Here is a 15,521-nt window from a genome sequence, read left to right on the forward strand (position 1 = left end):
ATTACAGAACTTAACTTTCGCATATCTACTGTTAGATTGACCATTAGAAAGCGCTGCTTTATATATACTTTGCTCTCATTCTGCTTTTTTATTTCTCCAAATATTATAGATTTTTCTCCAGATCATTACATAATTTAAATACCATCACTCGTTCGCCTGTCCGAGAGCTTAAATCGGTATGAAAACTTTTCACTTCTTCTCCAGTTATCGTTAGGATAATATCCTTTAGACCCTCTATCCCTGATTCAACTAGCTCCGAACGAGTTTGTTTGATAGATAACATACCCTCTTTTGATCCACAAACTGCATATTCTGCTGGTGTTAAAATTCCTTTTAAATTAACGATGATCATATCCCGCAGTATATCAGTTTTAACAGATACAGACCCACGCCCAAGATAATCCTTCTCCCATTGCGTAATGGACTTACTGATCTCTGATTCAATAGAACCTTTCGTTTTTTTCATATATAACACATCTCCTGGCAAAATAATTGGCATATTCTATTAGTTATTTCGTCTCATTAATATTCTCTTACAACATATCCTTCATATACACCTTCAATATCCAAATCAGTTGTGCCGTTTCTTGTGACCGCTACAATTTTGGATAACATATTTTCTTCCATCATAGAGTGTACATGCAAAAATCGAACGCTCCCTAAATGGGTTTCCTCAACTTCTTCATAAGATTTTAAATGATAAAAATGAATTGCTTTTCTTATTACTTTTTTCATACATTCCCTATTTTCACGATCAAACAGAGTCATTTCCTCTATTGTTTTCGTGACAAAATCAGTTATATTAGCGCCCATTACATTCTCCTTAAAACTGCTTTCTCCCCATATATGGGTGTAGAAGCTGACCACTTCACTCCATCATGACAAGCAATGATCAGGTAAGGCTTGACCGGAAGGAACCTCCACAATTGAGGATTCCCCATCCTTATGATCAACGATTAAACCTCTGACTTTAACATATGACGGCACAAGTGGATGTTGACGAATGATATCAACACTTTTTTCAACAGCGCCACTGCTATCTTCATTTAGCCATTCATCGACTGTACCGCCTAAAAATTCAGGCTTGCAATTTTGAAAGAGATAATCCAATGTCTGTATTTTATCTTTCATTGTTTCAAGTTGAGTTAGTCCATGATCTGTTGAAGTCTGCTTATCTTTTGTTCCTACTACAAAGACCTCCTCAACATCTTCCTGGTAAATCGCAAAAATAACAGACCTCATGATTTCTCCATAAGGATGTGAGATAGCGGCACCATAGCTTTGGATAGTCAGCATATTTTCTGCTGGAGTGTTAGTCACTTCTTGTAAAATAGGCTCCAAGCCGTTTTCCATGTCCGTCAAGAATAATACTTTTTTATTTACATTCATATAACACACCTCTTCCTTATATTTATCATTTTTATATTAAGTAACAAATCCATTTGAGAAATGTTTAGATTCATAATTACCAGCTTTCCCAACATCCTTCTGGATCAATACTAGCCAGTCGAACCCATCCATTTTGAACTTTTTGCAGAAATACTGGGTCATTATTTAATAACCGTTCTACATGTTGTCTAGGCGCTTGGATGACAATCAACAAACGAAGAGGAGAATGATAAGCCTCATGGTCTGATTGCATGACGGATTGCCAAGGCAGTCCGGCTAACAAGTCACTTGCATTCCCCTGCATCACTCCGAGACCTGCAGTAACGGTTTGAGTTGCTTTATTTCCGCTGCCATAATAATGGGGTGCTACTGTTGATGCGTAATATTGTAAATTAATCCATTGGGCCACAGTTCCAGGTCCTGCAATAATATTTGCTAGGAGTTCACCGCTTTCATCCTGCTTCCAATCATAATTATGAAGAAAGGATCTTCCTTCCAAATCACAATCCTGAGTGAGTTCACGTTGGCCGATAATAAAAGCGGCATTACGAGCCAGTCCCCATTCCGGACGTATCTCACTCCAATCTTCCGCAAACCGGTGTGCCTCAGCCTTCGGATTTTTAAGTTTCGATTGGACATTCGGTAATTGGGCCAGTCGTTCTGCATTTGCATGATGTTTTACTTTCGGCATAACAGCTTCAATATGATCAAATGCTTCCTGTGCAGCTTCGGAAAGCTCTGGCACATAAAGCCAATGTAATTCATCCACCGTTGTATTATGTTCAGCAGCGGCAAAAACTGTATCCTCAGGGATTTTCATTCCTTCAGTTAATAGAGCTTCTCTTACCTCTGAAAGATTACATAAAGCAGCTAAAACTCTTGCATTGAATCCGCCGGCCGCTCCACCGCAGGCACCACAATCAAGAGCCGCGGCATAAGGATTATTGGTGCTTTGACTGCCATGTCCGCAAATCACGACTAAGGGTGCAAAATTCTCTGTTAATCCCATCATTTTTAGTGCTTGCCGAGCATGGTTCACTTTTTCTTCTTCAGTAAAACCCACAGGTATCTCTGCCTCTGTGTCATTAACATGATGAAGCGAGAGTTTTGTATCAGGTTTCCGTAACCAAGTCTCACGAAGATTACGAATAAAACGATCTGCTCTTCTTGGCGCAAAGCTGCGTGCCACCATTTGCAAACTAAGCCAAGGTCCACTTAGCTCAGGTAGAAGTAAGCTCGCAAGTACATTCTGTTTCATCTTTTTAAATGTATAGCTTAAGGAATGAACTGCCTGCTTGCGTTGGTTGTATTTTTCGAGTACATCTTCATCTGCGAACTCTTTTATTTTGTTTTGCGGTTTTTGTATGACCGGCAAAGAGGCATGACTGTGTTTACTGCCAAGTTCACAAGTTGCAATTGGCACCCCGAAGAAACCAGCCATACCAATCGTTTCAAACGGCCCTTCTTTTTCCAGTTGACGACGAAAAGGTTCTGACCGGACATCGATGCAGAATGCTAATTGAGCTAATGCAGATTTTTTACCGTTGGTTTCACGTTGCTTCGAGATGATCTTCTGACTTAATCGATCAGTGTGTGTTTGTTCCCAAGCTTCTAGCCAAAGTTTCCTGCGAAGTTTCTCATCAAAGCTGTAGGCAAATGATAAATATTCGTTTTGTTCATTGGCCGGCATCTGTGACCATTCCTCTAATGTAAGGCCCCCCCAATGAATCCAAGCTGCTATAAGGGGAGTAATTGAAATTTTATTCTCAAATCGTTCATTATTAATAGGTAAATATGGCTTTATAAGAGCCCACTCCATGGATATCCGAACTGCTAAATATTCTGTTAGAAGTGCATGTTCATGGCTCGATTGTTGGGAGCGCCAAAGCATCATCCCTGCCCATCCGGGTAAGGAAAGTAAATGGCCTTCAAGATAACACTGGATTTCTGATTCTGGGATTTCTAGTGCGAATAACGCTTCTTGTAAAGCCACATGTGCCTCTTGCGGCCAACCTTTTAACCTTTCACGCTGCTTTTTACTAAGTGCTGGATCATACTGAATGAGATGCTGCCAGGCACGATAGAAACCTTCCTCACGGTTGGGCATTGTCCAACCTGCTTGAGAGTCATCAAGATATAATTTACACCACTTAATGACATGATGATCTAGGATATTGATTAACCTTTCACCATCTTGATTTTCTATATACGAACTGATTGGCTGCATAAAAACATTCTCGATATGATCCACTCCACTGCATTCATTCACCAATTTCTCCAGCTTATGTGATGATAAAAGGTCGGAAGGCAGTGGTTCTAATTTTAATCCAGCATGACAAAATCGCTCTGCCGCGTCCTGCGGGATGGTAAAGGAATGTGAATCAAGCCAGCGCTGCAGCCCCATTTCCACAAAATCTTCATCAATCTCACCTTTATTCTTTGCTGAACGAATCATAGACGCACTAGGATATATATCAACATCACGAGTATTTTTCAGCCAACTTGCAACCTGATCAAAAGGTTGGTTTTCAAGTCCCATCCACGGGTTACGTGCAGCGAATGTTGAAATAGGCCAAAGTGGTGCAATGACTCGGCTGGCAGATTCAATTAAAACGTTAATATCTCTTTCTTGAACATCAATATCTGTCTCTTTCTTTTTTACATTTTCTTTCGTTAATACGGATGTAATGCCCAACACTATTACCTCCTTATGATAAATATTGTTTAAGGTAGTCTGGATGACTCTCTACTGTCTTGGGTTTTGCTTCACCTAATCGTACTAACCAAAGATAGAGTACTGCGAAGAAAACTGAAGAACGATGACGAGCAACCCACGTACTCAAAACACCGCCAAATAGCAATAGACATACGACAATGATGACAGCTGACATTGGAGGTTGAACACTTTGAAAAACGCTTGTATGCAGCCACTTATAGAAGAGGTTATGAATGATAAAATATACAAAGGCTGCTCCTCCTAAACATGTTAAGCCGGCAATTCGGCCCATTTTCCCCTCTCCAAAAGCCACGAGCTGAGTCCAAGAAACGGACAATGACCACCCTAAGATTAAGGCACTAATGAATTGATATCCCTCTCCAGGAGCAGCGAGCCAAAAAGCAACGCCTATAACTAAGGATAAAATCCGACCAGCCATGACCCATAAATAGGATGTTCTTTCATTAGTACGATCCGATACTTCATGACGCCCTACTGCTGAACCAGCTTGTAGAAACAACGTAGCTTTGAATAAACCATGTAAAATAAGATGAATAATGGCTGCTGTATAAGCCCCTAGTGCACACTGAATGAGCATAAATCCCATTTGTCCAATCGTGGAGCCTACTAGCTGGCGTTTATAGTCAACCTGGACCAAACTAATACCCGTTCCAATCAATACAGAGATGCCAGCAAGCAGAAGTAAAATAATCGATGCTATACCACCATTAAATAGAGGTGAAAATCGAGTTAGTATAATCCCGCCTGCATTTACTAAACCTGCGTGCATAATCGCAGAAACAGGAGTTGGAGCAACAATAGACTCAATTAACCATCTGTGGAATGGCCATTGAGCCGCAGGAATGATCACTGCTAATACAATCAATAGATTAATCCCTGTTCTCTCCCATGCCCCCAGTTGAGCTAAGCTTTCATTTGTTAAAACCAATGATAACTGCCATTGACCTGTGACTTGAAAAAGCCAAACTATCGCGAAAAACAAAGAAAGCCAGCTTAACAAAAATAATCGGCCAGTAACCTTGGCTGCTTCACTAGCGACTTGCCAAGCACTGTTTAACCTGATAAGCAGGGTTAAACCGACAAGAGTTGCTCCCCAAGAAATAACCATCAAGCGGAGGTCACCACTTAACCACGCAATTGAAGCAGCACCTGTAGTGAAAGTAAAAAGCGTAAAATATTTTCGATAAGATCGATCACCCATTAAGTAACGTACAGAAAATCGCTGAATGATTAGGCCAATTGTCAAAACAAAGAAAGTCATTAACCAAGCTAATGAATCGAAGTGCCAAGGGCCAACATTTCCATTCACACTCCTATTGGCAAGAATCACTAAGGAAACCAACGGCGGTAAAGCCAAGATACCAATATGAATGCGAACAAAACTCAAGGGTACGCGCGGATGTAAAAACAAAAGTCCACTTATCCCAGAAGCAATAAGCGTAATAAAAAATAATGTTAATAATGATGACAAACTCAGCGAAACTAACATTTCAAATTCTCCCTTTTTAAAAGTCGTTATTGCTCAAAAGACCTTTAGATCAGATCATATTTTCTATAATTTAATACAAATTTTATATATCTCTATTTTTTTCCAATAAAAAAGCCGACAATTTCAAAATTTCAATGATGTTTTTAATCATTGAATCTTGAAAATTGTCGGCTTCACTTCAACTAACTTCTGCGAAGTTTTTTGAAGAGCTACCTTATTATTGGTCATTTTACTATATGCTATGTTTTAACTTCCTTCTAAAGGAATGAAATCATCGCTACATTTTAATATAGTGCTTAATTATCAAATAAAATCGACTTATGTTTCTCCTCCATTTAAATTAGGATACTTTTTCATCCTGTCAAGATTAGTTGAAAGAATGCTAAAGACCTAATAATTTAACAAACGAAAATAAACATCTGGGCCGATTATTAAGTTAAGTATAAGATATGCTAAATTTTAAGCATTGTCAAGATGTTGGAATACAGAGAAAGAAGTATCAAATCCTTCTTTCCCTTTAAATATACATCCTGAATCTTTATCCAAGGCTTATGATATCTATCACTTTAATTTTTTGTAGAAATACAAGAAGAATTTTATAATCATTTTTCTATTTTCTTGTTTAGTAAATAACTGAGTTCAATTAGGAACTATAAATGAATACTGGTTCCTACTTTATTTTCAACAGCCTTAACAACCAAGAAATTGAACTAGCTGTTGTGGATATTGTTATAGCTAGAATTCCCCAATTTCTCCGTAGATGTCACTTTCCTTAAAAATACCTTCTTTAATATTTTCATATTCTTATGGCAATCCTAAATATCTGAAAAATTAAACATAGCCATCTTTAAAACAAAAAACCCCTTTGGCTAAAACTGTAGCTTTAAAATATAGGTTGATCAAAAATAACACATGAACCTTCAGTTTACGGCAAATTTAAAGAATCGATAGATCAAAATGGATTCTACAGCTTTGAATACAGGTGGAATCTTTATAAAAGAGTTTATCATTTTAGGGTTACGATTTTTTGAACATTAGCACCCGATTGTTGAATAAATCTAAAGGTTTTTTGACTTGTTTTCCTTTCTTTTGAAGCGATAAAGAAGTATGTTTTCACATTTTTCATAAATTTTCATGGTAGTTTGAGTAATATTTAGTTTAGGGAATGTTAAATATATAAAAGTTGAAACTGCTAGGCTTATTAATACTCCTGCTAAAACATCAAAAGGATAATGAACCCCAACCCATATACGGGAGACTCCCACAAGAACAGCTAACAGTACCCATAAAATTGACCAGCCTCTCTTAAAGAGCCAGAATGAAATACAATATGAGAAGAATAAAATTGTATGGTCACTTGGAAAAGAATTGTCTTTTTCTTTATGTATCAGTTTATTAACCTCTCCCAATTCAACAAAAGGTTGATAATTCGAGTGAAATACCCCTGAAACCTTCCCTATCGTAAAGGCACAAATGAAAGCGATAGATGCACAAAGAATCATAATTCTATTATCCGTATCTCTTGTAAACCAAATAAAAAGAACACTTAGTGCAAGTAAAAAAACCATATATTCAGCAATAAAACTAAATACAGGATTCAAAAAGGGATGTTCTTTTCCTAAGTCATTAACTAGTCTAAACAGTGATATATTAACTTCTGAAATATCCAAACCTAACACCATCCAATCTCTTTTTAGAACATAATAAAAGAAAATTAGATGACCTGCCATCGAATCAAATTACATTATTTGAGATTAAAGTTACATTTTTGTAAGATTAGTGTCACATCATTTATGTAAAAAGGGGGTCCAAAATCAATTGGAATCCCCTTATAATTTTTAGTTACCTGCCTCTTTAGTTAAAATAGAAAAATACCCTTAGACAAAAATTATCTAAGGGAAAAAGCATCGCAACATTTTTATAAACGTCGTAACTTTATTTTAAAGTCGGCAAAAACAACCAAAGGGGTTAAACATTTTACTCCACAGTAACACTCTTCGCAAGGTTACGCGGCTTATCAACATCACAGCCGCGATGCAGTGCAGCATAGTAAGCGATCAGCTGCAATGGAACAACAGATACCAATGGAGCAAGCGCTGGGTTTACTTCCGGTAATACGAATCTGTCATCCGCATCGTCTAGGCCTTTCAGTGAGATGATGCATGTGTTGGCTCCGCGAGCGGCAACTTCTTTGACGTTTCCGCGGATGCTTAGGTTTACGTGCTCTTGTGTTGCCAGTGCGAATACTGGTGTTCCTTGTTCGATCAAGGCGATGGTGCCGTGCTTCAGTTCGCCGCCGGCAAAGCCTTCTGCCTGGATGTAAGAAATCTCTTTCAGCTTCAATGCGCCTTCGACACATACGAAGTAGTCGAGGCCGCGTCCGATGAAGAAAGCGTTTCTGGATACAGTCAGGTATTCACGAGCGATCATTTCCATTTCGTCTTTCTGGTCGCAAAGGGCTTCCATTGCGTTTGCTGCAATACCGAGTTCTTTGACAAGATCAAACCCGATATCGATGCCGTTTTTGTCAGCAGCTACTGATGCAAGAACCGCAAGAACTGCGATTTGTGCTGTGTATGCTTTTGTTGACGCAACAGCAATTTCAGGGCCTGCATGAAGCAACAATGTATAGTCAGCTTCACGGGAAAGCGTTGATCCCGGTACGTTTGTGATCGTCAGCGCTTTGTGTCCGAGTGCTTTGACTTGAACAAGAACCGCGCGGCTGTCTGCTGTTTCTCCGCTTTGAGAAAGGAAAATGAAGAGCGGTTTCTTAGACAGAAGCGGCATGTTGTAAGAGAATTCACTCGCTACATGCACTTCAACCGGCACGTTTGCCCACATTTCAATGTATTGTTTACCGACAAGTCCTGCGTGATAGCTAGTTCCGCAGCCAATGATATAGATGCGGTCCGCTTCCGCTACAGCCTCAGCGATATCGCCAGGCACAGACAGTTTGCCGTTTTCGTCTTGGTACGTTTGGATGATTTTGCGCATCACAACTGGCTGCTCATCCGTTTCTTTCAACATGTAGTGAGGGTACGTGCCTTTTTCGATATCACTGGCATCCAGCTCAGCGATATAAGACGCACGTGAAATAACGTCGCCATCAAGGTTTTTGATAACAACTTGATCATCAGTCACGATGACCATTTCTTTATCCATCAGCTCTACATATTCGTTTGTAACTTGAAGCATTGCCATCGCGTCAGACGCCACGACGTTGAATGTATCTCCAAGTCCAACTAATAGAGGGCTTTTGTTTTTCGCTACAAAAATCGTTTCTTTGTTATCGTTATCGAATAAAGCAATTGCGTAAGAGCCTTTTAACAGTGTAAGTGTTTTGCGGAACGCTTCTTCTGTATCAAGTCCTCCGTTGACAAATTGCTCGATTACTTGAACGACTACCTCTGTATCGGTATCACTTTTGAGCTCTACATCTTGTAAATAGTCCTGTTTCAGCTGAACATAGTTCTCGATCACGCCGTTATGAACAAGTGTAAAGCGGCCCAGTGCGCTTTGATGCGGGTGAGCGTTCAGATAGCTTGGTTCGCCGTGTGTTGCCCAGCGAGTATGGCCAATTCCTGCTTTTGCTCCTACATTGGCATCCACAACTTCACGAAGATCGGCAATGCGTCCTTTTTCTTTAAACACATGGATCCCCTGTTCGTTGGCAACTGCGATACCCGCAGAGTCATAGCCGCGGTACTCAAGCTTCTCCAATCCTTTTAACAAAATTTCCTTCGCATCAAGCTGACCGATATAACCTACGATTCCACACATAATTTCTTCCTCCTAAGATTGTAAAAGGAGACGAAGAAAGTCATTTTTCAAGGGGACTTTCAATCGTCCCCTCCTACATGTTTTATGGAAGATCATGTGATTTCCCTTTGTTCAAGGAGTCGCCTCCTTGGTTTGAAGAAATCCTTACGGCTGTGATCTGCATACTCAGCCGGGAGGCATCCGCCGAAAAATCGATAACCTCCATCCTCGTCAACTAAGCCTTTTTTCGGGCGCTTAGTTCGGGCGCTATAATTATAAGTGAAACAAAATCCCGTCTTTCCTGCCTCTAGAAAACAAGAACAAGACAAGCTTGATTTTACAGCATGTGCCAAGAATGGTCAATTGTTTTTTAAACAACTTTGCCGCCTGTCTCATAATTATTATATGTGAGTCGCACTTGTCTTGTTCGCTCTCTGTTTATAGATTTCGTTACTCTAATCCCATTTCTGACCGGACGACTTCAACAATGCGATTAACATATTCATCGCACAGTTCTTTCGTCTTCGCTTCAGCCATCACACGAACGAGCGGTTCAGTGCCAGATGGGCGCACTAAAATCCGGCCGTCGCCGTTCATTTCTTTTTCAACCTCAGAAATAACGGCTTTTACTTTTTCGTTTTCTTCGACTTTATATTTATCAGTTACTCTCACATTGACTAAAAGCTGCGGAAACTTCTGCATTTCAGCCGCAAGCTCTGACAGCGGCTTGCCTGTCGCTTTTAATGTATTCATCAGCATAATGGCGGACAATAATCCGTCACCTGTTGTGTTGTAATCAAGGAAAATTAAGTGGCCGGACTGTTCACCGCCGACATTGTAGCCGTCTTTTTTCATCGCCTCTACCACGTAGCGGTCGCCGACAGCCGTCTGCACGCTCTTTATCCCTTCTTTTTCAAGCGCTTTATAGAAACCGAGGTTGCTCATGACTGTGGAAACAACCGTATCATCCTTTAAGCGGCCCTCTGATTTCAGGTATTTTGAGCATATGTACATAATTTGGTCGCCGTCAACGATAATTCCTTTTTCGTCGACTGCGATCAGGCGGTCGCCGTCACCATCGAACGCAAGGCCGATATCAGCATTTTTCTCTTTTACAAACGCACTGAGCGCTTCGGGATGAGTCGATCCAACTCCGTCATTGATGTTTAATCCGTTCGGAGAAGTTCCCATTGTCGACACGTCTGCGTCTAAATCGGCAAACAAGTGTGTCGCAAGCGATGACGTCGCTCCGTGTGCGCAGTCAAGCGCAACATGAATGCCTGTAAAATCTTCGTCGGCAGTCTGTTTTAAGAATTGCAGGTACTTTTGGCCGCCTTCAAAATAGTCGTTTACAAGTCCCAGGTCAGCTCCAACCGGTCTTGGCAGCTTATCCTCCGGTTCATCCATCAGACGCTCAATTTCAGCCTCCTGTTCATCAGAAAGCTTAAATCCGTCTCCTCCAAAGAACTTGATTCCGTTATCCTGCACTGGGTTATGAGAAGCAGAAATCATGACGCCCGCCTCTGCATCCATCGCTTTTGTTAAATAGGAAACACCAGGTGTAGAAATGACTCCCAGACGCATGACTTCTGCGCCAATTGATAAAAGTCCGGCGACAAGGGCTCCCTCCAGCATATGGCCGGAGATGCGTGTATCGCGGCCTATCAGCACTTTTGGACGTTGTTTGTCTTTTGTCAGCACATACCCGCCGAAACGTCCGACTTTAAAGGCCAGCTCAGGCGTAAGCTCGCTGTTGGCAACACCTCTTACACCATCTGTTCCAAAATACTTGCCCATTTTATAATCGCTCCTTTTTTATTCTGATGAAGATTGTGAACCTGTATTTGATTCATCTTCATCCTGATCCTGATTTTGATCTTGGTTTTCGTCTTGATTTTGATCATCATTGTTTTTATCGCTGTTCGTTGTATCTTCTCGCTGATTATTCTCTTTGTCATTCGTCTTGTCATCAGTGTCATCCTGGTTCCCTGACGTCGTATTGCTGTTATCTTTTGTTGTCGTATTCGTTTTTTTAGACGTAAGCTTGATTTTTGCATTTTTCTGCCCCAAGGACCAGGTTACATTTTGAGGCCCGTTTACTTCAAGCTTCACACTGTGCTCTCCGTCATCTAAATCAGATACATTCACATACAATTCTATGTCTGATTTCTGCAGTTTTTTTATGTTGCCGGGAGAGCCTTTGGCCGTAACATCTATCGTTTGTGATTCCGGATCCAGAAATTCAATGTTCTGTGAGCTGCTCAGCCCTACAGTCTTAATAGGGACATTCTCAAACGTCTGATCCGCTTCACTATCTACTTCTATATGCAACGTCACCTTTGACGGCGAGATTTTTTTGACGCCGTCAGGAAGCGGAATATCTGCCTCGATATCAGAATCCTTTTTGATTTTGCTTAAATCTAAGCTGACACCATCTATAAATTCAAGAGAATCCAAGACATCCTGCGAGCCGTAAACCGTCACCTCACTGGGACTTGATTCGATATTCGCTATGCTGACCCCGTCAGGAAGGCTTCCTGTCCGCTCAATTTTAAAGGGCACTTTTTTACTCGGACTTGTCACCGGAACGGTAATTTTGATGACCGAGGGCTCCACATCGACAGGAAGCGCGTTTCCGTCTTTATCATAGACAGTCACTTTCGCTTCCTTTTCAATCGTTTCATCTGCATTTTCCAGGTTTATCGAAGCTTTCACAAGAGAAATATTATCAATCACGGCTTTAGAACCGGTAATCTGTACATTTTTAGGACTGACAATCGGCTGCTCCGGAGAATAGCCTTTTTTCATCTTGCTTTTGTTGTAGTACTCCACTTCAACAGGAAAGCTTTCTGTCGTGCGTTCTTGAATGGTGACGGTCGTCACGGACGGATTAATGGATATCGTCAGCCCATCCGACACGTTTTTGGCCTTAAGCTCGACCTTATGCGTGCCGGTTTTCAGCTTCTCCATATCCGCGTATATCTCAAAATTCTTTGTCTGTCTCGCCTTCTTCACGGCGCTTGTCGGACCTTTTATCGTGACATTCACCGTTTGCGGAACGCCCGTCACGACATAATTTTCATCATCGTAATATGCTTTAACCGGTATATCAGTCAGTGTTGCCTCATCAGTTGTAGATGTTGGAAAAAATGATTCACCTGGTTTTTTCGGAGTTGGTGCTTGGTTGCTGTTAACCGCTACATAAAGCAAGAGCGCGAAAAGCAGCGCAATGACTTTCACAGCCCAGCGGTTGTTTAAGAATTTATCCATTTTTCTTGCCCCTCCAATACCAACGGTTAGAAGAAGTCTCTCTGGTGTTCTTCTTAAACTCTGCTTCAAGCATTTCTTTCAGCGCTTCTTCCGTCAGCTCTCTGTGAAGGTCGCCATTCCTCGCCACACTGACGCCGCCGGTCTCTTCAGACACGATAATCGTCAAACTGTCTGTAACTTCACTGATTCCGACAGCCGCTCTGTGCCGCGTTCCCAGTTCTTTTGAAATGAACGGGCTTTCAGAAAGCGGCAAATAACAGGCGGCAGCGGCAATTTCATTATTTTTCATAATGACCGCTCCGTCATGAAGCGGTGTATTCGGGATAAAAATATTGATCAAGAGCTCAGAGCTGACCTTTGCATTCAAAGGAATGCCCGTTTCAATATAATCCCCCATACCCGTATCCCGCTCAATGGTTAAAAGGGCGCCGATCCGGCGTTTCGCCATATAATTGATCGCTTTCGTTATAGCCTCAATTGTTTTCTGCTGCGCTTCCTCAACCGGCGTGCCGCTCCTCGAGAAGAAACGGCCCCGTCCAAGCTGTTCAAGCGCTCTTCTCAGCTCAGGCTGAAAGATAATAATAATTGCTAAAAATCCCCATGTTATCGCTTGGTCCATCAGCCACTGAAGCGTGCTGAGGCCCAAATATTGACTGGCCATACGGACAAGCACGATCACAACGATTCCTTTTAAGAGCTGAACCGCCTTCGTGCCGCGTATCACCATAATCAGTTTATATATCACATACCAAACAAGGAGAATATCAACGGCATTGCCGAGGTACTGCAAAAAAGGGATATCCTCAAAAGCCATTTCCTCGTCCTCCAAGAATTCAGTCATTTCGTATTTTGAAGTTTAATGTGTTACGCATATGTACTTTACATAGCGAGCCCATTATACCACATTTCGTTTTGGCAAGTGAAATATGCCAGCCGTTTGAGAACCTAAAAAAAGAGTAAAGCGCACAACACGCTTTACTCTTCTCCGTTCGGGTCTAATGCATTGAATACACTTTTCCCCGCAGACTTCATTTTATACCATGTCCAGTCGAATAATTGATTAATCTCCTCAATTTGACCGGTGACTTGTCCAGCAGAGGCCATATACTTTTCTCCGTTTACAACGGTTACATCCCCGTCTATTTTCCCTTTAATAATCAGCTTGCCGTTTTTGACGGTGACATCACCTTTGACCGTCTCACCTTCAGGCACGATCACAGTGTTGTTTTGCACGACCAGATTCGGCTGCTTCGACACGCTGAAGTTGTGGTCATTGTGCCAGCTGTTTAACAATCCTCCGCCCATCAAAATGATGAATACCGCAGCAGCCGCGATAACCGGATGGGATCTGAACCATCTTTTCACAGAAGCTCTTTTCTTCTCCTTAGGCAATTTTGCCATGACGTTAGCGGTAAAATCGGCGGGGGCTTCGACATGCGATGTGCTCCGGACGAGCGCAATGGATTTTTCCATCTCATAAAAATGCTTTCTGCATTCCTCGCATGCCTCCAGATGTTCTTTTAATACTTGTTCATCTTTCGGAAGGATATCTCCATCAAGATGCATATGCATAAGCTGCACAATTTGTTCAGGACAGCTCATTTCATCACCCCACTTAAAGATCCCTTAATTGTTTTCTAAGAGCCTCTCTGCCTCTGTGAATCCGCGTTTTTACAGTCCCCACAGGAATGTTCAGAATCTCGCCGATTTCAATTAATGAGAGTTCATCAATATACTTTAATACAATGACAGTTCTGTATTTGTCAGGAAGCTTTAATATTTTCTGCTGAATCGTGTGTGAAAGCTCCAGCGATACGACTGCATCTTCAGGCAAAACTCCATCTGCGGCGATTTGGGAATACATCGTCAAGCCTTCTGTACCCGCCACTTCTGCATCGAGGTAATAATCCGGCTTCTTTTTGCGAATGCGGTCAATGGTCAAGTTGGTCGCAATTCGATAAAGCCAAGTTGAAAATTTCCGGTTGATATCAAAACTGTCGATATTGACGTACGCTCTGATGAAAGCCTCTTGTGCGATATCTTCCGCCTCATGCACATTGCCAAGCATACGGTAGCAAAGCTGATAAATTTTATCCTTGTAAATATCTACGATGTCCGCAAATGCATTTTGATCGCCTTTTTTGACTTGCTTAATTCTCTTTTTAATCATCATTTCCATATTTATCTAACCTCTGCCTTCACCGGTCTGTATGTATACGAGCTTCGTTTCTAAAGGTTTCAATTTTTTTATAAAATAAGTTTAACAAATTTTTGGCAGGGTGTAGATGGCAATTTGTGAATAAACTACCTTAACATATTTTTAAAATTATTATACAGACTGAACAGTTAGAAGTTGGAATGATTTTTTCAAAAAGAAAAAAGACACCTTTGATCAAAAGGTGTCTGTGACTGGGCTAGCTGGATTCGAACCAACGCATGACGGAGTCAAAGTCCGTTGCCTTACCGCTTGGCTATAGCCCAATGATGGTGGAGGGGGGCAGATTCGAACTGCCGAACCCTGAGGGAGCGGATTTACAGTCCGCCGCGTTTAGCCACTTCGCTACCCCTCCATATTTTTAAGAAAAACAGTGCCGGCAAGAGGACTTGAACCCCCAACCTACTGATTACAAGTCAGTTGCTCTACCAATTGAGCTACACCGGCAAGATGGTGGAGGATGACGGGCTCGAACCGCCGACCCTCTGCTTGTAAGGCAGATGCTCTCCCAGCTGAGCTAATCCTCCAAATGGTGACCCGTACGGGATTCGAACCCGTGTTACCGCCGTGAAAGGGCGGTGTCTTAACCGCTTGACCAACGGGCCGTTTGTGTTCTCGTCGAGCTGACAAAAGTTATTATATACAGGTTCCCCCCCTTTTGT

The 15,521-nt window shown here is 41.6% G+C and carries 12 protein-coding genes and 5 tRNA genes; all 17 read right to left on the reverse strand.

Annotated elements, in window-relative coordinates:
- Positions 1 to 103: 103 nt before the first annotated feature.
- The 17 genes from DIC78_RS09045 to DIC78_RS09125 all read right to left on the reverse strand — a co-directional run bounded on the left by DIC78_RS09045 (position 104) and on the right by DIC78_RS09125 (position 15,464).
- The gene (locus DIC78_RS09045; protein WP_003241432.1) at positions 104 to 466 is read right to left on the reverse strand and encodes a Na-translocating system protein MpsC family protein; all 363 of its coding nucleotides are present in this window, start codon (positions 464 to 466) and stop codon (positions 104 to 106) included.
- A gap of 56 nt (positions 467 to 522) precedes the next feature.
- A complete protein-coding gene (locus DIC78_RS09050; protein ID WP_127696122.1) occupies positions 523 to 813 on the reverse strand; it encodes a DUF6407 family protein in 291 nt (96 codons plus the stop codon).
- Between the two features lie 63 nt (positions 814 to 876).
- Positions 877 to 1,389: a carbonic anhydrase gene (locus DIC78_RS09055; RefSeq protein ID WP_127696124.1), complete on the reverse strand. Its 513-nt coding sequence runs from the start codon at positions 1,387 to 1,389 to the stop codon at positions 877 to 879.
- A 76-nt stretch (positions 1,390 to 1,465) separates the two neighbouring features.
- Positions 1,466 to 4,084 carry a DUF2309 domain-containing protein gene (locus DIC78_RS09060; RefSeq protein ID WP_127696125.1) on the reverse strand — a complete coding sequence of 873 codons (2,619 nt, stop codon included), beginning with the start codon at positions 4,082 to 4,084 and terminating at the stop codon, positions 1,466 to 1,468.
- Positions 4,085 to 4,097: 13 nt separating this feature from the next.
- Positions 4,098 to 5,615, reverse strand: a complete 1,518-nt coding sequence (locus tag DIC78_RS09065; RefSeq protein ID WP_127696127.1) for an NADH dehydrogenase subunit 5 — start codon at positions 5,613 to 5,615, stop codon at positions 4,098 to 4,100.
- A 1,058-nt stretch (positions 5,616 to 6,673) separates the two neighbouring features.
- The gene (locus DIC78_RS09070; protein ID WP_083504421.1) at positions 6,674 to 7,297 is read right to left on the reverse strand and encodes an undecaprenyl-diphosphatase; all 624 of its coding nucleotides are present in this window, start codon (positions 7,295 to 7,297) and stop codon (positions 6,674 to 6,676) included.
- Positions 7,298 to 7,592: 295 nt separating this feature from the next.
- On the reverse strand, positions 7,593 to 9,395 hold the full coding sequence (glmS, locus tag DIC78_RS09075; RefSeq protein ID WP_024120031.1) for a glutamine--fructose-6-phosphate transaminase (isomerizing): 1,803 nt from the start codon (positions 9,393 to 9,395) through the stop codon (positions 7,593 to 7,595).
- 429 nt (positions 9,396 to 9,824) lie between these two features.
- Positions 9,825 to 11,171, reverse strand: coding sequence for a phosphoglucosamine mutase (gene glmM / locus DIC78_RS09080; protein WP_127696129.1), 1,347 nt, complete (start codon positions 11,169 to 11,171; stop codon positions 9,825 to 9,827).
- A gap of 18 nt (positions 11,172 to 11,189) precedes the next feature.
- Complete coding sequence (locus DIC78_RS09085) at positions 11,190 to 12,644, reverse strand: CdaA regulatory protein CdaR (RefSeq protein ID WP_127696131.1); 1,455 nt, start codon at positions 12,642 to 12,644, stop codon at positions 11,190 to 11,192.
- Positions 12,637 to 13,458 (reverse strand): diadenylate cyclase CdaA, encoded by an 822-nt coding sequence (gene cdaA / locus DIC78_RS09090; protein ID WP_024120028.1) that lies wholly within the window; start codon positions 13,456 to 13,458, stop codon positions 12,637 to 12,639. The genes DIC78_RS09085 and cdaA overlap by 8 nt, the downstream gene beginning before the upstream one ends.
- 161 nt (positions 13,459 to 13,619) lie before the next feature.
- Positions 13,620 to 14,246: an anti-sigma-W factor RsiW gene (gene rsiW / locus DIC78_RS09095; RefSeq protein WP_059292084.1), complete on the reverse strand. Its 627-nt coding sequence runs from the start codon at positions 14,244 to 14,246 to the stop codon at positions 13,620 to 13,622.
- Between the two features lie 13 nt (positions 14,247 to 14,259).
- Complete coding sequence (sigW, locus tag DIC78_RS09100) at positions 14,260 to 14,823, reverse strand: RNA polymerase sigma factor SigW (protein ID WP_010332813.1); 564 nt, start codon at positions 14,821 to 14,823, stop codon at positions 14,260 to 14,262.
- A 230-nt stretch (positions 14,824 to 15,053) separates the two neighbouring features.
- A tRNA-Gln gene (locus DIC78_RS09105) sits at positions 15,054 to 15,125 on the reverse strand.
- Positions 15,126 to 15,129: 4 nt separating this feature from the next.
- Positions 15,130 to 15,214, reverse strand: a tRNA-Tyr gene (locus DIC78_RS09110).
- A 19-nt stretch (positions 15,215 to 15,233) separates the two neighbouring features.
- Positions 15,234 to 15,306, reverse strand: a tRNA-Thr gene (locus tag DIC78_RS09115).
- Positions 15,307 to 15,310: 4 nt separating this feature from the next.
- Positions 15,311 to 15,386: transfer RNA gene (locus tag DIC78_RS09120), tRNA-Val, on the reverse strand.
- 3 nt (positions 15,387 to 15,389) lie between these two features.
- Positions 15,390 to 15,464, reverse strand: a tRNA-Glu gene (locus tag DIC78_RS09125).
- Positions 15,465 to 15,521 lie beyond the last annotated feature (57 nt).

This window comes from Bacillus halotolerans (genome assembly GCF_004006435.1).
GTDB lineage: Bacteria > Bacillota > Bacilli > Bacillales > Bacillaceae > Bacillus > Bacillus halotolerans.